Below are 22,323 nucleotides of genomic sequence, written 5' to 3' on the forward strand. Positions count from 1 at the left end.
GGCGGGCCTGCCTTGCGAGATCGGGGCGCGGGGGCCTTGTGTCAATGTCTTGCGGCCCCCTGGCTGCTCAGATGTGGTCTTCGGGCACCGCCGTGCGGTCATATTCGCGCTGGCCGGGCTGGCGGGCGGCGGTGTCGGACATCGGGCCGGGATGGTCCTCCGGCAGGCGGCTGCCGCGGTGCGGCAGGCTGGCGATGCGCCGGCGCACTGCCTCCACGGTGTCATCGGACACCCAGCCGCGCGCGCAGGCGTGTTCGGCCATCGTCACCGTGTCCGGGGCGAGCACCAGGTGTGATCCGGCGGCGCGGATCTCCTCGCCGATGCGGCCGATCTCGCTGGCCCGCATCGGCCGGCGCGGCGAGACATCGCGGATGTAGACGGCCAGCACCCGATCGCGGTGCCGGGAGACCACCTCGGCATAGACTTCCGGGTCATGCTGCCCGCTGTCGCCGATCAGGATGAAGGGCAGGTCGCCGTAGAGGCCCATCATGCGCTCGATCACGTCGCGCTTGTGGTCCTCGGCGCGGCGCGGCAACGGGTTCTTCCAGGTGATGCCCCATTCGCGCAGGAACAGGATCGGCCCCACGGGGATGCGGTGACGGCGGAAGAAGGTGTCCAGGATGTCGTAGATGCCCCAGGGCGCGCGCGAGACGTAGAGCATCGGGTTTGCCTCCTGTCCGGAGGGGCCGGCATGGAAGGCGCGGTAGAGCACCGAGACGCCGGGAAAGGCGGTGCGGCTCTCGGCGTCCTGCACGAAGAGCCGCCACATCATCGCCACCTTGTTGGCCACGCCGGTGTGCATCACCGTGTCGTCGATGTCGGAGATGATCGCGAAGCGGGCCTGCGCCGGGGGGATGAACACGTCGGCCACCGCCTCCGCCCCCTCCGGGCCCTCGAGCGCGAGGTCGATCGTGTGCCAGAGCCGGCCCGGCGGCAGGGGGCTGGCGGGCGAGATCTCGAGGTGGAAATAGCCGTCGGCATCGGTTTCCACCGTGGTGCGCGTGCCGTGGAAGCTGCCGCGCACCCGGGCGCCGGCCACCGAGCGGCGCATCAGGCGGCGGGCCACGTCGCGGATGTTGCCCCACAGGTCCCAGCTGCCGCGTGCCGTGCGCCCGGAGGATTGCCGGAACACCCGGCCGATGAGCAGCGCCCGCTCCTGCGTGCCGCAGCCGCGATAGGCCTGGATCACCAGGCCGCGCCGGGCCCGGGCACGGCGGGCCGGGCGGCCGAGCAGGTAGAGGGCCTCGCGCAGGGCGCGCATGAGTTTCGACAGGAACATTGCGCGGTCGGGCTCCCCTCGCATTTCGGTGACGCGGGAAGGGAAAGTCGGCCCCGCCCGCGCGGGCCCCGCCGGGGCCGGTACCCCGTTTGGGTCATCGCGCCCGGCATTTCAAGCTCGGAAGCCGACGCGGGGAGCGCGCGGGCCGGGCCGGAAGGCCGGTGGCCGACCCGGCCGGGCGCCGCGCCAGCCGCTGTCCGGGCACGACGTCCAGCTCGTCCCGGAAGCGCCTCGCGCAGGGTTTTCGCGCCGGGAAGACGGATTGCGCCGTCAGGCCGAAGGGGGGAGCCCCGCGCGCATCAGCTGGCCGAAGCCGGCCGCGGCGCTGGTGTCCAGCCCCGCCAGCCGGGCCATGTGCCAGGCCAGGGCCTGGTTCGAGCTGATCACCGGCACGCCCAGCGCGGCTTCCGCCGCGGCGATGATGTCGATGGTGCGCAGGTTCGTGCAGGAGAGGAAGACCGCGTCGCAAGGTGCCTGCCGCCCGGTGGCGATGGCCGCTTCCAGGATGGAGGCGGGGTGGATGCGGGCCACTTTCGCCTCCTCCGCCTCCTCGAAGGAGCCGAAGCCGCCGATGGCCAGCCCGTGGTCCTCCAGCGCGCCGCGCATCGCCGCCGACACCTCGGCGACATAGGGGGTGACGAAGCCCAGGCGGCGCACGCCCAGCGCGTCGCAGGCCGTCATCACCGCGCTGATCGGGTTGGTGACCTGGCGCGCCGTGCTGGCCCCGCGCACCAGTTCGGCCACCCGCGCCGGCCCGATCACCGTGGCGCCGGAGGTGCAGCCATAGCCGACCACGTCGAAGGCGATCGAGGGGGGCAGCAGGGCGGCGGCGGCCGGCAGGTGGGCCTCCATCTGCGCCAGGGTCTCCGCGCTCACCTCCGCCGCGCTGGGGATGCGGCTGGCGTAGAGCGCGGTGCCCTCGGCCGGGATGAGGCGCCGGAATTCGGGTTCGATGGTCTCGTCGGATTGCAGGACGACGAGGCCGAGGCAGGCCCGGTGCCCGATGGGCGCGTCGAGGCGGTAGGGCAGGGCGGGCATGGGCTACTCCAGTTCGGGCAGGGCGCGCGGCGCGCGGGGCGAGAGAAGCTCGGCCGCTCCCTCGCGGATGACGATGTTCTCCTCATGCACCAGCATGCGCCCGGGGCCGATCTCCAGCGCCGGCTCCAGGGTGAGCACCATGCCGGGCACCAGCGGCGTGCGGTCCGTCGCGGTGAGCGAGGGCCATTCGGTGAGGCGCATGCCCAGCCCGTGGCCCAGCCGGCCCCCGGCGCCCAGGTCTCCGGCCGCCGCGATCACCGCCTGCATGGCGTCGTGCAGGTCGGCCGCGGTGGCGCCGGGGCGGGCAGCGGCGCGGCCGGCCTCGGTGGCCTCGAAGAGCACGTCCTGAGCCGTCACGGTGTCCGCCGCCGGCGGGCCGAGGGAGAAGTTCCGGTCATAGTCGCAGAAATAGCCGTCGAACACAGCCCCCGTGTCGAGCATGAGCACGTCGCCGCGCGCCAGCGGGCGCTCGTCCGCGGGTGAGATGACATCGCCGTAGCCGCCCGGCCCCGCGCCGCCGGCGAGATAGGGCACCCAGTCCGCGCCCTCCTCCAGCAACAGCATCTGGAAGCGGCGGAACACCTCGGCGAGCGGCGTGCCGGCCCGTGCGATCTCTGGCACGCGGGCGAAGGCCCGCCCGGCGATGGCGCAGGCGGTGGCGATGCGGGCGATCTCCGCCTCCGATTTCACCTGCTGCAGGCTGTGCAGCACCGCTGTCGCGTCGCGGAAGCGGGCGTCCGGCAGGGCGGAGCGCAAGCGGGCATAGTCCGCGAGCGGCATGCGCAGCACGGTCTCCGCGCCCATCGGCAGGCCGATGTGGCCGCGCGGCCCGGCCAGGGCGCCCAGCGTGTCGGCAAGCAGGCTCACCCCGTCATCCTCCGGCGCGGGGGAGGCCCAGGTGCGGATGTCGCGGATCCAAGTCCGGCGCATCAGCGCCTCGCCGATCGACGGGATCACCGCGACCGGCGCGCCGCCGGCCGGCACCACGAGGAACCACGGCCGGGTCGGGCTTTCCCAGAACCGGGTGAGGAAGCCGGTGAAATAGCGGATGTCCGGCTCGGATGTGAGCAGCAGGGCGTCCAGCCCGGCCAGGGCCATGGCCGACTGGGCCCGCGCGGTGCGGACGGCATAGTCCTCGGGGGAAAAACCACGGCTGGGCATCTCGGGCCTCGGGGGTTCGGGGTGGCTCGGTGAGGGCGGAGGCCGCCGGGATCATGATGAGAGCTCGCGAACCCGGTGGGCACTGGCGCACGGGGCGGCAGGCGGGGCAGACGGCCACGCTGCGGACAATCCAGAGTGACATCAGGCGAAAGCACATTGGGTCTCGACATGTTCGGCAAGGAGTGAGGCCGTCATCGGACGGAAGGGACGGAAGGGACGGAAGGGACGGAAGGGACGGAAGGGACGGAAGGGACGGAAGGGACGGAAGGGACGGAAGGGACGGAAGGGACGGAAGGGACGGAAGGGACGGAGTGGGCGTGGGCGTGGGCGGGGCGCCGGCCGGGAAGCAGGCGGCAGACAGGCGGCAGACAGGCGGCAGGCGGGGGCGGCGCGGTCAGTCCGGGGCGGCGAAGCTCTCGGCGGAGGCGCGGCGCCAGCGGTTGGCGTAGTTCGGGTCCTGGCAGGTGCCGGCGATGAGCGAGCCCGCGGGGATGCGGGGGTAGGCGACATCGCCGGTCACCGTCTCGCCGTTCTTCTGGCGGATGTTGAAGTGGCGCGGGCTGAACTCCGCCGGGGCGGACAGGCCGGCGGCGCCGACCATGTCGGCCACGGCGCGCAGGGTGTTGCGGTGGAAGGTGGCGACGCGGGTCGACTTGTCGGGCACGTCGAGGGCGCGCTGGCGCAGCGGGTCCTGGGTGGCGACGCCGCTGGGGCAGCGGTTGGTGTGGCAGGCCTGGCCCTGGATGCAGCCGATGGAGAACATGAAACCGCGGGCCGAGTTGCACCAGTCCGCCCCCAGCGCGCAGGTGCGGGCGATGTCGAAGGCGGTGACGAGCTTGCCCGCCGCGCCGATGCGCACCCGGTCGCGCAGGCCGGCGCCGCGCAGGGTATTGTCCACGAAGGTGAGGCCCTCGACCAGCGGCATGCCGATGTGGTTGGTGAATTCCAGCGGGGCGGCGCCGGTGCCGCCCTCCTTGCCGTCGACCACGATGAAGTCCGGCACGATGCCGGTTTCGACCATGGCCTTGACCGCGCACATGAATTCCCGCCGGTGGCCGATGCACAGCTTGAAGCCGACGGGCTTGCCGCCCGAGAGCCGGCGCAGCTCGCCCAGGAATTCGACGAACTCCCGCGGGGTGGAGAAGGCGGAGTGCCCGGCGGGGGAGACGCAGTCCTCGCCCATCGGGATGCCGCGGGCCTCGGCGATCTCCGGGGTGATCTTGGCGGCGGGCAGCACGCCGCCATGGCCGGGCTTCGCGCCCTGGGAGAGCTTCACCTCGACCATCTTCACCTGGGGGTCCTGCGCCTGGCGGGCGAAGGCCTCCGCGTCGAAGCTGCCGTCGGGGGCGCGGCAGCCGAAATAGCCGGTGCCGATCTCGTAGATCAGGTCTCCCTTGCCGGCGCGGTGGTAGCGCGAGATGCCGCCCTCGCCGGTGTCCTGCGCGAAGCCGCCCAGCCGGGCGCCGGTGTTCAGCGCCAGGATGGCGTTGGCGCTGAGCGCGCCGAAGCTCATGGCGGAGATGTTGTAGAGCGAGGCGTCATAGGGCTGCGTGCAGTCCGGCCCGCCGATTCGGACCCGGAAGTCCCAGTCCTCGACATGGGAGGGGACCATGGAATGGGTGAGCCAGGAGAAGCCGGCGTCATACACATGCTTTCGGGTGCCGAAGGGGCGCTTGTCCTCCTCGCCCTTGGCGCGCTGGTAGACGAGCGAGCGGACCTCGCGGCTGAACGGCTCCTCGTCATGGTCGCTCTCGATGAGGTACTGGCGCAGCTCGGGGCGGATGCTCTCGAAGATCCAGCGGATATGGCCGATGACCGGGTAGTTGCGCAGCACCGAGTGGCGCGGCTGGATCAGGTCATGGATCCCGACCAGGCTGAGCACGAGGCACAGGAGCGCGATGATGGCGAAGCCGTCCCAGACCGGGATGAGCGCAAGCGTGAGAAGCGTGGCGAGACACAGTGCCACAAAGGCCGAGTAGCGGTGCATCGGAATAGGGTCCTTCCGGTCAGTTGGTGCGATCATGGCGCATGCGTGCAGGCGATGCTACCCGCACAGTCGTGAAGGCAAGGTGTCTGCCGGGCGCCCGGCCGGGGGGGCGGGACACGTCCCTCGGGGGCATCGAGCCCCCTCGGGCCGTGCGCGGCTGCCCCGCCCGGCGCGCGGGGCGGGACAGGGTGCGCCGGCCGCGCGCGCCTCTGCTCGCGCCGGAGGCAGGTGACGGCCGTGACGCCGATGGCCCGGGCGGTTCCCGGGGCCGGCCGGTGCCCGGACGCCTGACCGCGCGCGAGACGTGGCGCGACGGGTCATGGCGCGAATCGGGCCGGCGCGGCGTGGAGGCGTGGGCGCAGCGTGCGAACCGGGCTTGGGGCCGTTGCTGCGGCGTCCGGGGTTTGGGCGGAGTGTGGGCGTGGCCTGCCGGGCCAGGGCGCGTGGATGCAGCGTGCGAACCAGGCGTGGGGCCGTTGCTCCGGCGTCCGGGGTTTGGGCGGCGTGTGGGCTTGGCCTGCCAGGCCGGGGCGCGTGGGGGCAAGCGGCGCAGGCCGGGCGTGCGGGTGTGGCGCGGCGTGGCGCGCGGGTGTGGACGTGGATGGGGCGTCCGGATGTGGGCGGGGCATGGCGCGCGGGCGCGCGGGTGTGGATATGGATGGAGCGTCCGGGTTCGGGCGTGGCGGCGCGGGCGTGCGGATGCGGCTCCGCCCCGGGGAGGGTCAGCCCGTGGAGCGCGGCGCCGGCCAGTCGCGGGCGAGGGCCTCGATGGCGGCCACGCGGTCGGGGACCGGGGGGTGGCTTGCCAGCCATGCCACCACGCCGGGGCCGCGGCGGCCCGTGCTTTCGTCGAGCTTGCGCAGCAGGGCGACCTGCGGGGCGTGGCCGAGGCCGATGCGGTGCATGAGCGCGGCGCCATAGGCATCGGCCTCGAACTCGTCGCGGCGCGACAGGCGCGCGGCGAGTAGCGAGGCCAGCAGGGCCGCGGCCCGGGTGGCGATGATCGGGCCGATGAACGGGATGAACCGGCCGATCACCAGCCCGAGGATCAGGCGCACCGCGTTCTGGCCCAGGAAGTCCAGCCGGCGGCGCGGGGCATGGCCCAGGGCGAGGTGGCCGATCTCGTGGGCGATCACCGAGGCGACCTCGGCCGAGGCGATCTCGCCCTCCCGGTAGCGCCGGATCAGGCCGCTGGTCACGTAGACCCGGCCGTCGGGGCTGGCGAGCCCGTTGATGGCGGAGTGATCGTAGACGCGCACCTCCACCGGGCCGGTGCCCAGCGTCTCGGCCATGCAGGCGACATGGGCGGAGAGCACCGGGTCCGACAGCGGGGTGGACTTGCGCAGCAGCGTGCGCCGGGTGTGCCAGGAGGAGCCCTGCCACCAGATCCAGGCCATCGCGAGGGCCAGCAGGACGGGAAGGAAACGCAGCATCCGGGGGAAAGTCTCCTCGCTGGAAGGCGGGGGGCGGAGGTGCCCGATCAGGCGGCAAGCGGGGTTCGCGCGGTCAGCCCCCGGCGGTCAGCGGCTCAGTTCCTTCATGCCGGCCTCCAGGCCGGAGAGGGTCATCGGAAACATCCGGCCGGCGAAGATCTCGCGGATCATCCCGATGGACTGGGTGTAGCCCCAGAGCCGCTCCGGCACCGGGTTCACCCAGATCGAGGCGGGCCAGGCCTCCCGCGCGCGGGTGAGCCAGACGCGACCGGCCTCCTCGTTCCAGTGCTCGGAGGCGCCGCCCTTCACCGCGATCTCGTAGGGGCTCATGGAGGCGTCGCCCACGAAGACGCACCTGTAGTCCTTCGGGAAGCGGCGCAGCAGGTCCAGCGTGGCGGTCTGCTCGGTCCAGCGGCGGCGGTTGTCCTTCCACACGCCCTCGTAGAGGCAGTTGTGGAAATAGTAGTGCTCGAAATGGCTGAAGGCGCTGCGGGCGGCGGAGAACAGCTCCTCCACCACCTTCACATGCGGGTCCATCGAGCCGCCGGCGTCAAGGAACAGCAGCACCTTCACCGCGTTGCGCCGCTCCGGGCGGGTGCGCACGTCCAGCCAGCCCTGCCGGGCGGTGGAGGTGATGGTGCCGTCGAGGTCCAGCTCCTCATGGGCGCTGTCGCGGGCCCAGCGGCGCAGGCGCTTCAGGGCCACCTTGATGTTGCGGGTGCCCAGCTCCACCGTGTCGTCGAGGTTGCGGAATTCGCGCCGGTCCCAGACCTTCACGGCGCGCTGGTGGCGGCTCTCGTCCTGGCCGATGCGCACGCCCTCGGGGTTGTAGCCATGCGCGCCGAAGGGCGAGGTGCCGCCGGTGCCCACCCACTTGTTGCCGCCCTGGTGGCGCTCCGTCTGCTCCGCGAGGCGCCGGCGCAGGGTGTCCATGAGTGCATCGAACCCGCCCAGCCCGGCGATCTCAGCCTTCTCCTCCTCGGTGAGGTGCTTCTCCACCAGCTTGCGCAGCCAGTCCTCGGGGATGGCGTGGCCGGAGATCAGGTCCTCGGCGGTGATCGCCTCCAGGCCGCGGAAGGCCTCGGCGAAGGCGCGATCGAACCGGTCGATGTGGCGCTCGTCCTTCACCAGGATGGCGCGGGAGAGGTGGTAGAACCCCTCCACGTCATACATCACCACTTCCGCCTGCATCGCCTCCAGCAGCGCGAGGAATTCCCGCAGCGAGACGGGAACGCGAACCTCCCGCAGGGCGAGGAAGAAGGGGATGAACATGGCTCAGCCTGTGAGGAACGATTCGATCACGATGGTGGCCACGAGGGTGACCAGCATCAGCACCATACCATGCCCGAAGCCGTATTGCGCCCGGTCCATGCGGTTGCCGCCACGCCGCGCGGCGCGCATCCAGCCGAAGAGGAAGCCCAGGACGAAGGCTGCGGGCAGGATCATCGGTGCGTCTCCTCCGCCGCTCAGCCGGGGGGGCCGGGCGGTCTCATGTTTTCCAGACGCTGCTGGAGCGCGTCGAGATTGCTGTAGTCGGCCCCTTGCGCATAGCGGGCCCAACGCACCGAGTCGATGGCATTCGTGACCGCCTCGTCCGAACGTCCCAGGGCGGTGAGCGCCCCGGCGCGCACATGCAGCGCGTGCGAGATGTTGAGCGGGATGGCATAGGCCGAAAACACGGGCAGGGCGGCGTCCACCAGCGCCAGCGCCTCGTCCGGATGGTCCAGGGTGAGGCGGGTCTGCGCGAGGTAGAGGCGGATGGTCGCAGTGCGCAGATCCCCCTCGGGGAAGTGCTCCTCCAGGCTCTCCAGTGCGCGTTGCAACAGCCCGTCGGCCAGCGCCGGGCGGTCCGGATATTCCAGCGAGGCGAGCAGGTCGAGCGTGTAGGCCAGCCGGTGGTCGGGCTGGGGGAAGTCGACGGCGAGCTTCAGCGCCGCGCGCAGGGTGTAGCGCTTCATGTCGCGGCTCATCCCGCCCTCGAAGAGCGAGTTGATCAGGATCGTCCAGTCCGGCTCCGGCGCCATGGAGTGCCGGCGGGGCAGGCGGCGGCCATCGGGGTTGACGGTGTCGAGCACCTTCAGCGCGGCGGCGCGGGTCTCCTCGCGGCTCATGCCCGAGTGCAGCGAGGGGTCATAGAGCACGCGCAGGATCAGCAGGTCGAAGCGGGTGAGCGTGGCATAGACGTTGTCGTCGTTGAACACCGTCTCGGGCAGGCGGAACAGGTCGTTCGCCGGGCCCATGGCCTGGGCGATCTCCTCCTCGAAACACTCGCGGATCTCGTTTGGGGTGGAGGTGGAGGGGATGAAGATGGTCGCGCCGGTGAGGGATGTCAGATCCTCCCAGCGCGGCAGGGTGTTGCGGCGCAGGGCGATGGCGAATTCCGACCAGGTGAACAGCCCGGGCAGGATGAAGCACTGCGCGCCGGGAAACACCTCCAGCATCTGGCGCTTGGGCGCGAGAGTGACGCGGATGTTCGCGGCCTCCCGGGTGTCGGTGCGGGCGATGTCGAGCTCCGCCTCCGCCCGCATCCGGGCGATCAGCCGGTCGAGGTCCGGGCCGAACTGCTCCAGCCCGTCGCCCACCAGCGCCACGCGCACCGGCTCCTCGAAGCGCAGAAGACTGTCGAGGTCCGGTCCGTTCTCCGGGTGGAACACCAGGTCCACCAGGTCATCGGCGATGTCGCGGTTCGCCTCCTCCACCGGTCCCGGGGTGAGCGCCATGCCCAGGCCGGGCAGCGCCGGCGCGGCCAGCGGCGCGTAGGGCACCGAGCGCGCGCAACCCGCGAGCGCCAGCGCGGCGATCCCGACCAGCAGAAAGGGCCGAAGCCGCATGATCACCGCCCGTACTTGATGAAGGGCGTGAGGGTGCCGATGCGGTCATAGAGACGGCGCGCGGTGTGATTGTTCTCCTCGGTCGTCCAGTAGACGGTGGCCGCGCCGCAGGCGTCCGCATCGGCATAGACATGCTCGATCAGCGCGCGCCCGGCGCCGGTGCCGCGCGCGGCCTCGGTCACGTAGAGGTCGTTGAGATAGGCCCGCGCCGGGATCTCCCACGTGCTCAGGTGGTAGAGCCACTGCACCAGCCCCACCGGGCCGGCGGGCGTGAGCGCGAGCGCGCCGTGCATGCGCACTTCCGGGTCCATCAGCCGCGCCCAGGTGGTGGTGAACACCTCCTCGGGCCGGGTGGTGCGGTAGAAGGTGAGGTAATCGGTGAACAGCGCGCGCCAGGCGGCGTGGTCATCGGGGCCGAGCGGCCGGATCTCAAGGCTCATCCATTCCTCCGCGCCATGAAGGCGAGACGTTCGAAAAGGTGCACGTCCTGCTCGTTCTTGAGCAGGGCACCGTGCAGGCGGGGCAGGGCGTCGCGCGGGCTGGCCTGCAGGTCGGCCGGGGCAAGGTCCTCCGCCACGAGCAGCTTCAGCCAGTCCAGCACCTCCGAGGTGGAGGGCTTCTTCTTCAGCCCCGGCGTCTCGCGCACCTCGAAGAAGCGGGTGAGCGCGGCGCGCACCAGCTCGGGCTTGATGCCGGGGAAATGCACGTCGACGATGCGCGCCAGCGTCTCCGCGTCCGGAAAGCGGATGTAGTGGAAGAAGCAGCGGCGCAGGAAGGCGTCCGGCAGGTCCTTCTCGTTGTTCGAGGTGATGATCACGATGGGGCGCTTGCGGGCACGCACGGTCTCGCCGGTCTCGTAGACGTGGAACTCCATGCGGTCGAGTTCCTGCAGCAGGTCGTTGGGGAACTCGATGTCGGCCTTGTCGATCTCGTCGATCAGCAGCACCACGCGCTCCTCCGCCGCGAAGGCCTGCCACAGCTTGCCGCGGCGGATGTAGTTCGAGATGTCGTGCACCCGCGCGTCGCCGAGCTGGCTGTCGCGCAGCCGGCTCACGGCATCGTATTCGTAGAGGCCCTGCTGGGCCCGGGTGGTGGATTTCACCGACCATTCCAGCAGCGGCAGCCCGAGCGACCGGGCCACCTGCACGGCAAGCTCCGTCTTGCCGGTTCCGGGCTCGCCTTTGACAAGCAGGGGCCGCTCCAGGCGAATCGCCGCGTTCACCGCGATTGCGAGATCCCCCGTGGCGACATAGTCGGCTGTTCCGGAAAAGTGCATGCGGTCCATCCCTGTCCGTTTATGTTGCATTGCGGGGACTTCGATCCTATCAGGCTGCAGCCGCGTGACAAGTTCAGGCATGTAATGCGTGACAATCAACGGATTTTTAGGTAACCCAGCGGCCAGGGAAATCGCTCTGCTGCAGTGCTCGACGCAGGGACCGCAGCCAGATCGATAGAAAGGTCAGGTGGTGAGGTGCTGGGGATGAAATCTGAAGTAGTACTGAGTGCGGAATACACGCCGGCTGAAGACGAGCCCTTCATGAATGCTCGGCAGCGGGAATACTTCCGCCGCAAGCTTCTCGACTGGAAGGCCTCTCTGCTCGCCGAGTCCAAGGAAACCGTGACGGGAATGCAGAACTCGACGCGCAACATTCCGGATCTCGCGGATCGCGCATCGGAAGAAACCGACCGGGCTCTCGAGCTGCGTACGCGCGACCGTCAGCGCAAGCTCGTGGCAAAGATCGACAGCGCCCTGCGGCGCCTCGAGGACGGCTCCTACGGGTATTGTGAGGAAACCGGTGAACCGATCAGCCTGAAGCGTCTTGACGCGCGGCCGATCGCGACCCTTTCGCTCGAGGCGCAGGAGCGTCATGAGCGCAAGGAGCGCGTCTACCGCGACGACTGACATCGGGATCCGACGGCCAAGCGACACCGCCCCGGCCGGCAACGGCCGGGGCGCCTGCGTTCTGCCCCTGCCTCACCCCCACCCCCTCCGCCTTTCCCTCCCCCTCCCCACCATCCACGCGCCGCGGCGGCTTGCGACTTGACGCCCGCCCGCCGGCGCGCAGGATGTCCGCACCCTCCGCGAGAGAGGGGGTCCGCGCCGCGCCGGCCCGGGCAGGCCGGCCCGCGGGGGCGGCGGTCCTGGGAGGGACATCCGATGAAGCACGTGAAAGACATGGTCGCCGAGGCGAATGCGGTGCTGGACTGCATTCCCGCCGCCGAAGCCGCGGCGCTGCTGCAGGACCCCGGCGTGCGCCTGGTCGACCTGCGCGACGTGCGCGAACTGGAGCGTGACGGCATGATTCCCGGCGCGTTCCACTGCCCGCGCGGCATGCTGGAATTCTGGATCGACCCCGAAAGCCCCTACGCGAAGCCCGTGTTCCGGGAGGACCGGCGCTTCGTCTTCTACTGTGCCTCCGGCTGGCGCTCGGCGCTCTCCGCGAAGGTGGCGCAGGACATGGGGCTGCGCGTGGCGCATGTCTCCGACGGCTTCAAGGGCTGGAAGGAGGCGGGGAACCCCGTCGCCGCGTATCCCGTCCGGGAGGGATGACGCGGGCCGGCACCCGGCCGGACAGGCCTTCCCGGGACATCAAGCAACGAATGAGGTGAGGAAATGGACTTGTCTGCAGATATCGCCGCCGTGGTGACCGGCGGAGCCAGCGGGCTGGGCGAAGCCACGGCCCGGATGCTGGCGGCGGGTGGTGCCCGCGTCGCGATCTTCGACATGAACGAGGAGGCGGGGCAGGCGGTGGCCTCCGATATCGGCGGCAGCTTCGTGAAGGTCGACGTGGCCGACCACGAGAGCGTCGCCGCGGGCTTTGCCGCCGCCCGCGCCGCCCATGGCCAGGAGCGGGTCTGCGTGACCTGCGCCGGCGTGGGCTGGGCCGCACGCACGGTGGACCGCGAGGGCAAGGCGCATGACCCGGGCCTCTTCGCGAAGATCGTGAGCATCAACCTCATCGGCACGTTCAACGTCGCCTCCCAGGCCGCCGCCGGCATGCAGGCCGCCGCGCCCGTGGACCGCGACGGCAGCCGCGGGCTGATCGTGATGACCGCCTCGGTCGCGGCCTTCGACGGGCAGATCGGCCAGGCGGGCTATGCCGCGTCCAAGGCCGGCGTGGCGGGGATGACTCTGCCGATGGCGCGCGACCTGTCGCGGGCCGGGATCCGGGTGAACACCATCGCCCCCGGCCTGTTCCTCACGCCCATGCTCAAGGGTCTGCCGGAGGAGGCACAGGCGAGCCTCGGTGCCCAGGTGCCCTTCCCGGCCCGGCTGGGCGATCCGTCCGAATACGCGCTGCTGGTGCGCCAGTTCATCGAGAACGGCATGCTGAACGCCGCGGTCATCCGGCTGGACGGGGCCATCCGCATGGCGCCGAAATAGCACACTGCCCCGGACGGTGCGCGGGTTGCTGATTCTCTGTTCAATAACCCGCCGCCGCTTTCATCGTGCTTAAAATCCGGGCGACACAGGGGCGATTGTGTTGCATCGCGTCATGGTCAGGGGCGGTTGCGCGTTTTTCGAGCACTCGGCGGTTGCGTGATGAAACCGACCTGCTAGGCTTCTCCCAACAGGCCGCCATACGGCACAGGGATCGGCTCAAGCCGGCAGGGAGACATCGATTTGGCCAATACTTCGGCGCAGGACGCGTTCGTCGAGTTCGATCACGTGCAGAAGAGCTACGATGGTGAAAGCCTCGTGGTGAAGGACCTTCAGCTGCGGATCGGCAAGGGTGAGTTCCTCACCATGCTGGGGCCCTCGGGCTCCGGCAAGACCACCTGCCTGATGATGCTGGCCGGCTTCGAAACCGCCACGAACGGCGAGATCTACCTCAACCGCAAGCCGATCAACAACGTAGCGCCCCACAAGCGCGGCATCGGCATGGTGTTCCAGAACTACGCGCTCTTTCCGCACATGACGGTGGCGGAGAACCTCGCCTTTCCGCTGCAGGTGCGGGGCATGTCGAAGGCCGACCAGCAGGCCAAGGTGCAGCGCGCGCTCAACATGGTGGAGCTTTCGGCGCTGGGCGGCCGCCGGCCGGCGCAGCTCTCGGGCGGGCAGCAGCAGCGCGTGGCCGTGGCCCGCGCCCTGGTGTTCGAGCCGGACCTGGTGCTGATGGACGAGCCGCTCGGCGCGCTGGACAAGCAGCTGCGCGAGCAGATGCAATACGAGATCAAGCACATCCACGAGAGCCTGGGTGTCACGGTCGTCTACGTGACGCATGACCAGTCCGAGGCGCTGACCATGTCGGACCGCATCGCGGTGTTCAACGACGGCAGGATCCAGCAGCTCTCCACCCCCGAGGCGCTCTATGAACGCCCGGAGAATTCCTTCGTCGCCCAGTTCATCGGCGAGAACAACCGCATCGACGGCAAGATCCGCGCCGTCACCGGCAGCACCTGCGCGGTGGAGATCCCCGGCGGGCTGACGGTGAACGCCACCCATGTCCAGGGGGCGGGCGCCGGCGCGCCGACGACGCTCTCCATCCGCCCCGAGCGGGTGGTGATGTCGCCCGGGGACGGGCAGGTACCGGACGCGATCGACGGGCGGATCGAGGAACTCATCTACCACGGCGACCATATCCGCGTGCGCATGAGCGTGGCGGGAAACCCCAACTTCGTCGTGAAGGTGACCAACCGGCAGGGGCACCAGCCCCTCGCCGAAGGCAGCACGGTCAAGGTGGGGTGGGACCCGGCGGATTGCCGGGCGCTTGATCCGATGTCGACCTGACACCCCGAGGGGGAGGTCGGGTGCCGGGGCCGCACCAGGCTCCGGAACATGTTCAGGGCTGCGGGGGGCTTGCCCGCGCGGCCGCACAACAGGGAGATAATGCATGTTTCTGAAGAAACTTCTCGCCACGTCGACGCTCGTCGCGCTTGGGGCCGCGAGCGCCCAGGCCGGCGAAGTCACCGTGATGTCCTGGGGCGGGTCCTACACCAAGAGCCAGGTCGAGGCCTACCAGAAGCCCTGGATGGAAAAGACCGGCAACAAGGTGATCTCGGTGGACGCGGACAACCCGGCGACCCCGATCAAGCCGCAGGTCGAGGCCGGCAACGTCACCATCGACGTGGCCGACGTGGAATACTCCGACGCCGTGCGCCTGTGCGACGAGGGCCTGCTGGAGGAGATCGACTCCTCCACCCTGCCGCCGGCACCGGACGGCACCCCGGCCGCCGAGGACTTCATCGACGGCGCGCTGACCGATTGCGCGGTGGCGAGCATCGTGTGGTCCACGGTCTATGCCTATGACACCACGAAGTTCCCGGACAGCCCGCCGACCACGATGGCGGATTTCTTCGACCTGGAGAAATTCCCCGGCAAGCGCGGCATGCGCAAGGCGGCCAAGGCCAACCTCGAGATGGCGCTGATGGCCGACGGCGTGCCGGCCGACGAGGTCTATGACCTGCTGGAGACCGACGAGGGCGTGGACCGCGCCTTCGCCAAGCTCGACACCATCAAGGACTCGGTGGTGTGGTGGGAAGCCGGCGCCCAGCCGCCGCAGCTCCTCGCCGACGGCGAGGTGGCGATGACCACCGCCTACAACGGCCGCATCTTCAACGCCGCCGTGGGCGAGGGCAAACCCTTCCAGATCGTCTGGGACGGCCAGATCATGGACTTCGACCTGTTCGTGATCCCGAAGGGCGCGCCGAACAAGGACCTCGCGATGGACTTCGTGAAGTTCGCCACCTCCACCAAGCCGCTCGCGGACCAGGCCTCCTGGATCTCCTACGGCCCGGCGCGCAAGTCCTCCGGGGCGCTCGTCGGGAAGTTCATGGACGGCAAGACCGAGATGGGCCCGCAGATGCCCACCGCCGAGGCCAACATGAGCAATGCGCTCGTGAACGACTTCGAGTTCTGGGCTGACCGGGACACCGAGCTCTCCGAGCGTTTCAACGCCTGGCTCGCCGCCAGCTGATTGAACAGGGCCGGGGCACGCCGCTGCGCGCGCCCCGGCCGCATCCCCCGGGAGGGCCGAGGTTCCGTGACCGAAATTACCGCAGGCGCCGTTCCAGAGGCGCGCCCCACCGCCCCGCTCCAGACCGCAGACGGCGTTCCGCTCAAGACCGCACTGGCCCGCGCGCAGCGCCGGGCGAAGTGGCGGGCCGCGGCGCTGGTGCTGCCGCTGCTCCTCTTCATCGTGGCATCCTTCGTGGTGCCCATCGGGCAGATGCTGTTCCGCTCGGTCTCCAACGACGAATTCTCCGCCCACATGCCGCACCTGGTGGCCTGGTTCGCCGAGAACGGCGATGCCGCGCCGGACGATGCCGCCTGGGAGGCGCTGGTGCTGGACCTGCGTGAGGCCCGGGAAGACCGCTCGATCGGGCTGGTCGGCACCCGGGTGAACTACGAGATGTCCGGAACCCGCTCGCTCTTCACCTCCACCGCCCGCAAGGCGGACAAGATGGAACCGCCCTACCGCGAGGCGCTGCTCGACGCCGACAAGGACTGGGGCGATCCCGAGCTCTGGGGCGTGATGCGCCGGGCCTCCTCGCCCTACACGGGCGCCTTCTACCTCTCCGCGATCGACCGCACCCGCGACGCGGCCGGCGACATCGTCATGGTCGACGAGAACCGGCAGGTCTATGTCGCGATCTTCTGGCGCACGCTGAAGATGTCGGTGACCATCGCCATCCTGTGCCTGCTGCTGGGCTACCCGATCGCCCATCTGCTCGCCACCCTGCCGATGCGCTATTCCAACCTGCTGATGATCCTGGTGCTGCTGCCGTTCTGGACCTCGCTTCTGGTGCGCACCACGAGCTGGATGGTGCTGCTGCAAAGCCAGGGCGTGGTGAACGACGTGCTCGTCTGGCTGGGGGTCATCGGGGAGGATGGCCGCATCCAGATGATGTACAACGAGACCGGCACCATCATCGCGATGACGCACATCCTGCTGCCCTTCATGATCCTGCCGCTCTACTCGGTGATGCGCACCATCCCGCCGTCCTACGTGCGCGCCGCGCGCAGCCTGGGCGCCACCAGCTGGACGGCCTTCCGCCGCATCTACCTGCCGCAGACGGTGCCGGGCATCGGCGCGGGCATCCTGCTCGTGTTCATCCTCGCCGTGGGCTACTACATCACGCCCGCGCTGGTCGGCGGCACCACCGGCACGCTGATCTCGAACCTCATCGCCTTCCACATGCAGGAATCGCACAACTGGTCGCTGGCCGCCGCGCTGGCGGGCATCCTGCTCGCCGCGGTCCTGCTGCTCTACTGGCTCTATGACCGGCTGGTGGGCATCGACAACATGAAACTGGGGTGACGGACATGGCCATTCCCGTATACGCATCGCCGATGGAACGCGTCTGGGCCTATGCCTACCGCGTGGGCTGCGCGCTGATCTTCCTGTTCCTGATCGCGCCCATCCTGATCATCATCCCGCTGAGCTTCAACGCCGAGCCCTACTTCACCTTCACCGACAAGATGCTCTCCTTCGACCCGGCGGGCTATTCCATGCGCTGGTACGACCTGCTGCTCACCTTCGGGATGACCAACCCGGACGCGCCGCGCGGCGCGGCCTGGTGGGCGGATGTCTGGGCGAACGCGGCCTGGGTGCAGGCGGCGAAGAACTCGATCATCATCGGCGTCTCGGCGACGCTGCTCGCCACGCTGCTGGGCACCATCGCCGCCCTTGGCCTGTCGCGGCCCGAGATGCCGTTCCGGCGCACCATCATGGCCGTCCTGATCTCGCCGATGATCGTGCCGGTGATCATCACCGCCACCGGGCTCTACTTCTTCTACTCGGCCACCGGGCTGGCGAATTCCTACGCCGGTATCATCCTGGCGCATGCCACGCTGGGCATTCCCTTCGTGATCATCACCGTGACGGCGACGCTGGTGGGCTTCGACCACTCGCTCACCCGGGCGGCGATGAACCTCGGCGCGCCGCCCACCACGGTGTTCTTCAAGATCATCATGCCGCTCATCCTGCCGGGGGTGGTCTCGGGCGCGCTCTTCGCCTTCGTCACCTCCTTCGACGAGGTGGTGGTGGTGCTCTTCGTCGCCGCCCATGACCAGCAGACCATCCCGCGCCAGATGTGGAACGGCATCCGCGAGCAGATCTCGCCGGCCATCCTCTCCGCCGCCACGCTGCTGGTGATCTTCTCGATCATCCTGCTCACCACGGTGGAACTGCTGCGCCGCCGCTCCGAGCGCCTGCGCGGCATCAAGTCAAGCTGACGCGCGGCGCCTGCCGCCGGGAGAAACGGAAAAGGGGCGCTCCCGAAAGGGGCGCCCCTTCTGCATGGCGGACGCTCGCGGCGGCGGCCCCGGCCGCTCAGGCGCCGGTGAGCTGAACCTCGCCGCGCACGGATTGCAGGCCGAACAGCGTGTCGTCGAACAGGCCCTCGAGGGCCAGCGCGGCGGCGCCGCGGGTCCAGAGCAGGTCGCCCCAGACATGGGTGCGGATCTCCGGCCCCGGCGGGCCGAAGGGAATCGAGTTCTCCTTCAGCGTCTTGGCCATGATGTCGGAGAACAGCAGCTCGTTGCGGAAACGGGTGCCCGACAGGATGATCATCCCCGGGTCGACGATGTTCACCAGGTTGGCCATGCCCAGGCCGAGCATCGCCGCGGCCTCGCGGAAGATGGCGTTCGCCTCCGCCGAGCCCTGATGGGCCAGGGTGGTGAGGGCGGCGAGGCCCTCGCGCCGGCGGGCCGGGTCGGCCAGGTCGATGTCCGGCAGGATCGGGGAGGCGCGGCGCAGCAGGGCGTAATCGGCCACATAGGCCTCCAGGCAGCCGCGCTGGCCGCAACGGCAGGGCGCGCCGTCCAGCGCCACCTTCATGTGCCCGAGCTCTGCGCCCAGCCCGCGCGCTCCGCGCCGGATGCGCCCGTCCAGCACCATGCCCATGCCCACGCCGTGCTCCACCGTCACCACGGTGAAGTTGCGCACGCCCTGGCCCAGGCCGAACCACAGCTCGGCCAGGGTGGCGATGTTCGCGTCGTTGTCCGCGAAGACCGGGCAGGGGAAGCGCCCCTCCAGCAGCCGGGTGAGGTTCACTTCCGGCTCGGCCAGCACGGGGGACCACCAGGCGGTGCCGGTCATCGCGTCGACGTAGCCGGGCAGGGCGATGCCGATGCCGGCAAGGTCGCGCGGGCGGATGCGGGCCTGTTTCGCGGCGGCGCGGACATTGTCCTCGATCAGCCCCACCAGCGCGTCGAGCGGCTGGGACCGGGTGCGCACCGCGGTCTCGGATTCTCCCACGGTCTCGCCGGAGAAATCCACGATGGTCACGGAAATCCGGTGCTCGGCCAGTTTCACCCCGGCCACGCGCAGCGCCCCCGGCGCGAGGCGCAGCAGCACCCGCGGCCGGCCGCGGCGGCGATCGCCCTCGGCCTCGGCCGGGGCTTCCTCGAGCAGCCCGCGCTCGATCAGTTCGTTGGCCACCACCGTCACCGTGGCCGGGCTGAGCCCGGTCGCCTCGGCGATATCGACCCGCGCCACCGCGCGGACCTTGCGCACCTCGCGCAGCACCCTGCGGCGGTTTATGTCGCGCAACCAGTCACTGTCGACCCGCTTCAGCATGCGCTGTCTCCACACTGGCGGCGCAACGATTCGGCCGGGCCGGGGATACGCCGCGCCGAGGGGGCGATGATGCACTGCAATATCGACCGGCCGTTACCAAAGTATTTCTGTTTCATCCGGCAGAACTGCCCGGGTTTCAGATCCATATCGAGCATATATTACCCTCCCCACGGTCGAATTTCGGAAATCGCGCTGCAACATACGCTCTGCGCACCACCCCGGATGCCCGACTCTCTTGTTCGGGGGAGGATAGGAGGGTTGTCATTCCCGGTCAAAATCAAACGATCCCCGCGCCAGGAGCCTCTCCCCCACCGCCTGCCCGGGCCTGTTTCAGGGCCTCGCCGGACAGCACGAAAGGGGTGACGCGACCCGACCAATGACGGTAAGCAAGATGGCACATGCAAGGGGGAAACTGATGAAGAGCCTGAACACAGCCGAAATCCTGCCGCGGGACGCCGGTGCCCTGCTGATCGGACGCGTGCACCTCGAGGCCCTGGGCGGCCCGGTTCCGGTGCTGGTGCGCGACGGCGTGCTGCACGACATCTCCGGCCTCGCACCCACGGTGTCGATGCTGCTGGAGCGCGATGACCTCGTCTCCGCGCTCGACGGTGCCTTCCCGGCGCTCGGGCCGATCCAGGCGTTTCTCGACGGCGCGCTGGCGGAAAGCGGTGACCGGCTGCTCGCGCCCTGCGACCTGCAGGTGCTCAAGGCGGCGGGTGTGACCTTCGCCTCCTCGATGATCGAGCGCGTGGTCGAGGAACAGGCCAAGGGCGACCCGGCGGCGGCGGAGACCATCCGCGCGAAACTGGCCCCGGTTCTGGGCGACAGCCTGCGCGGGCTGGAGCCCGGCTCCGACAAGGCGATGGAGGTGAAGCGCGTGCTCGTGGAGATGGGCATGTGGTCGCAATATCTCGAGGTCGGCATTGGGCCGGACGCGGAGGTGTTCACCAAGGCGCCGGTGCTCTCGGCCATGGGCTGCGGCGCGCGCATCGGCGTGCACCCGAAGTCGCACTGGAACAACCCGGAGCCGGAACTGGTGCTGGCGGTGGACAGCCGCGGCACCGTGCGCGGCGTGACCCTGGGCAATGACGTGAACCTGCGCGACTTCGAGGGCCGCTCCGCGCTGCTGCTCTCCAAGGCGAAGGACAACAACGCCTCCGCCGCCATCGGCCCGTTCATCCGGCTGTTCGACGCGGGCTTCACCATGGCCGATGCGGAGAAGATTTCTGTCCGCCTGAACGTGCGCGGCGCCGATGACGGCTTCGTGATGGACGGAATTTCGCCGATGAGCGAGATTTCCCGCCGCCCGATCGACATTGTGAACCAGACGCTGAACGCCGATCACCAGTACCCGGACGGCTTCATGCTCTACCTCGGCACGCTGTTCGCGCCCACGCAGGACCGCGGCGCGCCGGGCGCGGGCTTCACCCACAAGGTGGGAGACCGGGTGGAGATCTCCGCCCCGGAACTGGGCGCATTGGTCAATTGGGTTGACCTCTCGGGCACCTGTCCGCCATGGAAGTACGGCGTGACGGCGCTCATGCAGTCTCTCTCGAAACGCAACCTGATCTGAAGGACGCGAGATCATGAAGCAACTCTACATCGGCGGCGCCTGGACGGCGGGCACCGCCGAGCGGCCCAACGTGAACCCCTCCGACCTGTCGGACATCGTGGACACCTACGCCCAGGCCGATGCCGCGATGACCACCCAGGCCATCGACGCGGCCGCCGCCGCCTTCCCGGCCTGGGCCCGCTCCGGCCCGCAGCAGCGCTACGACATCCTGCAGCGGGTGGCCGACGAGATCACCGCGCGCGCCGACGAGCTGGGGGACCTGCTGGCCCGCGAGGAGGGCAAGACCCTGCCCGAGGCGAAGGGCGAGGTGTTGCGCGCCGCCCAGATCTTCCGCTTCTTCTCCGGCGAGGCGCTGCGCCTCACTGGCGAGACGGTTCCTTCCGTGCGCCCCGGCGTGGGCGTGGAGATCACCCGTGAGCCGATGGGCGTGGTGGGCATCATCACGCCGTGGAACTTTCCCATCGCCATCCCGGCGTGGAAGATCGCCCCGGCGCTCTGCTACGGCAACACCGTGGTGTTCAAGCCGGCGGACCTGGTGCCCGGCTCTGCCTGGGCGCTGGCGGACATCATCGCGCGCGCCGGGGTGCCGGAGGGCGTGTTCAACCTGGTGATGGGCCGCGGCTCCGTGGTGGGCGAGACCATCCTGTCGGACGCCCGCGTGGCCGCGGTGAGCTTCACCGGCTCGGTGAACACCGGCCGCCACGTGGCTTCGAAATGCGTCGAGCACATGCGCAAGTTCCAGCTGGAGATGGGCGGCAAGAACCCCATGGTGGTGCTCGATGACGCCGACATCAACGTGGCGGTGGACGCCTGCGTGAACGGCGCCTTCTTCTCCACCGGCCAGCGCTGCACCGCCTCCTCGCGCCTCATCGTGACCGAGGGCATCCATGACCGCTTCATCGACGCGATGGTGGCGAAGCTGGAAGGCCTGAAGATCGGCGACGCCCGCGCCGCCGGCACCCATATCGGCCCGGTGGTGGACGAGAGCCAGCTCGCGGTCGACGAGGGCTACATCGCGAAGGCGAAGGACGAGGGCGGCAAGCTCGTCTTCGGCGGCGACCGGGTGAAGGGCGACACCGAGGGCTTCTACCTCGCCCCCGCGCTCTTCACCGAGACCACGCAGGCCATGACCATCAACCGCGAGGAGGTATTCGGCCCCGTCGCCTCCGTGGTGCGGGTGAAGGATTACGAGGAAGCGCTGGCGGCGGCGAATGACACGCCCTTCGGCCTGTCCTCGGGCATCTGCACCACCTCGCTGAAATACGCCACGCATTTCCGCCGCAACGCGGAAGCGGGCATGGTGATGGTCAACCTGCCCACGGCGGGCGTGGACTATCACGTTCCCTTCGGCGGCCGGAAGGGCTCGTCCTTCGGCCCGCGCGAGCAGGGGAAATATGCAGCCGAGTTCTTCACCACGGTGAAGACTGCCTATACGCTGCCCTGACGCGACCCGTTGCCCCGGCCGCCGCGCCGGGGCCTCACCGCGTGCCGCAGGCG

The 22,323-nt window shown here is 69.8% G+C and carries 21 protein-coding genes; 9 read left to right on the top strand and 12 right to left on the bottom strand.

Translation table 11 applies throughout. From position 1 onward, the window contains the following. Positions 1 to 67 precede the first annotated feature (67 nt). From FDP22_RS12735 to FDP22_RS12780, 10 genes are all read right to left on the bottom strand, one after another. Entirely contained in the window at positions 68 to 1,279 is a 1,212-nt protein-coding gene (locus tag FDP22_RS12735; protein ID WP_138574155.1) for an App1 family protein phosphatidate phosphatase, read from the bottom strand. Positions 1,280 to 1,549: 270 nt separating this feature from the next. Then, the gene (locus tag FDP22_RS12740; RefSeq protein WP_138574157.1) at positions 1,550 to 2,317 is read right to left on the bottom strand and encodes a maleate cis-trans isomerase family protein; all 768 of its coding nucleotides are present in this window, start codon (positions 2,315 to 2,317) and stop codon (positions 1,550 to 1,552) included. A 3-nt stretch (positions 2,318 to 2,320) separates the two neighbouring features. Beyond that, positions 2,321 to 3,478 carry a M24 family metallopeptidase gene (locus FDP22_RS12745; protein ID WP_138574158.1) on the bottom strand — a complete coding sequence of 386 codons (1,158 nt, stop codon included), beginning with the start codon at positions 3,476 to 3,478 and terminating at the stop codon, positions 2,321 to 2,323. 394 nt (positions 3,479 to 3,872) lie between these two features. Further along, positions 3,873 to 5,465, bottom strand: a complete 1,593-nt coding sequence (locus tag FDP22_RS12755; protein WP_138574162.1) for an FMN-binding glutamate synthase family protein — start codon at positions 5,463 to 5,465, stop codon at positions 3,873 to 3,875. A gap of 722 nt (positions 5,466 to 6,187) precedes the next feature. Beyond that, entirely contained in the window at positions 6,188 to 6,898 is a 711-nt protein-coding gene (locus FDP22_RS12760) for a M48 family metallopeptidase (protein WP_138574164.1), read from the bottom strand. Between the two features lie 87 nt (positions 6,899 to 6,985). Continuing rightward, positions 6,986 to 8,170, bottom strand: coding sequence for a vWA domain-containing protein (locus tag FDP22_RS12765; RefSeq protein WP_138574166.1), 1,185 nt, complete (start codon positions 8,168 to 8,170; stop codon positions 6,986 to 6,988). A 3-nt stretch (positions 8,171 to 8,173) separates the two neighbouring features. Beyond that, a complete protein-coding gene (locus tag FDP22_RS24515) occupies positions 8,174 to 8,344 on the bottom strand; it encodes a hypothetical protein (RefSeq protein WP_170317688.1) in 171 nt (56 codons plus the stop codon). 20 nt (positions 8,345 to 8,364) lie between these two features. Continuing rightward, the gene (locus tag FDP22_RS12770; RefSeq protein WP_138574168.1) at positions 8,365 to 9,729 is read right to left on the bottom strand and encodes a DUF2927 domain-containing protein; all 1,365 of its coding nucleotides are present in this window, start codon (positions 9,727 to 9,729) and stop codon (positions 8,365 to 8,367) included. A 2-nt stretch (positions 9,730 to 9,731) separates the two neighbouring features. Continuing rightward, positions 9,732 to 10,169, bottom strand: coding sequence for a GNAT family N-acetyltransferase (locus FDP22_RS12775; protein WP_138574170.1), 438 nt, complete (start codon positions 10,167 to 10,169; stop codon positions 9,732 to 9,734). Beyond that, positions 10,166 to 11,005 (bottom strand): AAA family ATPase, encoded by an 840-nt coding sequence (locus tag FDP22_RS12780; RefSeq protein WP_138574172.1) that lies wholly within the window; start codon positions 11,003 to 11,005, stop codon positions 10,166 to 10,168. Before FDP22_RS12780 ends, FDP22_RS12775 begins: the two co-directional genes overlap by 4 nt. 204 nt (positions 11,006 to 11,209) lie before the next feature. Here FDP22_RS12780 and dksA point away from each other — a divergent pair, with 204 nt between their 5' ends. From dksA to FDP22_RS12815, 7 genes are all read left to right on the top strand, one after another. Continuing rightward, positions 11,210 to 11,632 (top strand): RNA polymerase-binding protein DksA, encoded by a 423-nt coding sequence (gene dksA / locus FDP22_RS12785; RefSeq protein ID WP_118136675.1) that lies wholly within the window; start codon positions 11,210 to 11,212, stop codon positions 11,630 to 11,632. Positions 11,633 to 11,887: 255 nt separating this feature from the next. Continuing rightward, entirely contained in the window at positions 11,888 to 12,280 is a 393-nt protein-coding gene (locus FDP22_RS12790; protein WP_138574174.1) for a rhodanese-like domain-containing protein, read from the top strand. Positions 12,281 to 12,343: 63 nt separating this feature from the next. After that, positions 12,344 to 13,114, top strand: coding sequence for an SDR family NAD(P)-dependent oxidoreductase (locus FDP22_RS12795; RefSeq protein ID WP_138574176.1), 771 nt, complete (start codon positions 12,344 to 12,346; stop codon positions 13,112 to 13,114). Between the two features lie 240 nt (positions 13,115 to 13,354). Beyond that, positions 13,355 to 14,461 (top strand): ABC transporter ATP-binding protein, encoded by a 1,107-nt coding sequence (locus tag FDP22_RS12800; RefSeq protein WP_138574178.1) that lies wholly within the window; start codon positions 13,355 to 13,357, stop codon positions 14,459 to 14,461. A 103-nt stretch (positions 14,462 to 14,564) separates the two neighbouring features. Next, a complete protein-coding gene (locus FDP22_RS12805; protein ID WP_138574180.1) occupies positions 14,565 to 15,647 on the top strand; it encodes an ABC transporter substrate-binding protein in 1,083 nt (360 codons plus the stop codon). A gap of 75 nt (positions 15,648 to 15,722) precedes the next feature. Then, positions 15,723 to 16,991, top strand: coding sequence for an ABC transporter permease (locus FDP22_RS12810; RefSeq protein WP_239031943.1), 1,269 nt, complete (start codon positions 15,723 to 15,725; stop codon positions 16,989 to 16,991). A gap of 5 nt (positions 16,992 to 16,996) precedes the next feature. Further along, entirely contained in the window at positions 16,997 to 17,908 is a 912-nt protein-coding gene (locus FDP22_RS12815; protein ID WP_138574184.1) for an ABC transporter permease, read from the top strand. 97 nt (positions 17,909 to 18,005) lie between these two features. On the opposite strand, the gene FDP22_RS12820 is transcribed toward FDP22_RS12815, so the two are convergent. Then, positions 18,006 to 19,253 carry an ROK family transcriptional regulator gene (locus FDP22_RS12820; RefSeq protein WP_138574186.1) on the bottom strand — a complete coding sequence of 416 codons (1,248 nt, stop codon included), beginning with the start codon at positions 19,251 to 19,253 and terminating at the stop codon, positions 18,006 to 18,008. Beyond that, entirely contained in the window at positions 19,247 to 19,408 is a 162-nt protein-coding gene (locus tag FDP22_RS24520; RefSeq protein WP_170317689.1) for a hypothetical protein, read from the bottom strand. Before FDP22_RS24520 ends, FDP22_RS12820 begins: the two co-directional genes overlap by 7 nt. Positions 19,409 to 19,668: 260 nt before the next feature. On the opposite strand from FDP22_RS24520, the gene FDP22_RS12825 reads away from it, so the two are divergent. Next, positions 19,669 to 20,826: a fumarylacetoacetate hydrolase family protein gene (locus tag FDP22_RS12825; RefSeq protein ID WP_138574188.1), complete on the top strand. Its 1,158-nt coding sequence runs from the start codon at positions 19,669 to 19,671 to the stop codon at positions 20,824 to 20,826. A 13-nt stretch (positions 20,827 to 20,839) separates the two neighbouring features. Beyond that, on the top strand, positions 20,840 to 22,270 hold the full coding sequence (locus FDP22_RS12830) for an aldehyde dehydrogenase family protein (RefSeq protein WP_138574190.1): 1,431 nt from the start codon (positions 20,840 to 20,842) through the stop codon (positions 22,268 to 22,270). Positions 22,271 to 22,323 lie beyond the last annotated feature (53 nt).

Origin of the sequence: Paroceanicella profunda (assembly GCF_005887635.2) — a bacterium.
Classification (GTDB): Bacteria; Pseudomonadota; Alphaproteobacteria; order Rhodobacterales; family Rhodobacteraceae; genus Paroceanicella; species Paroceanicella profunda.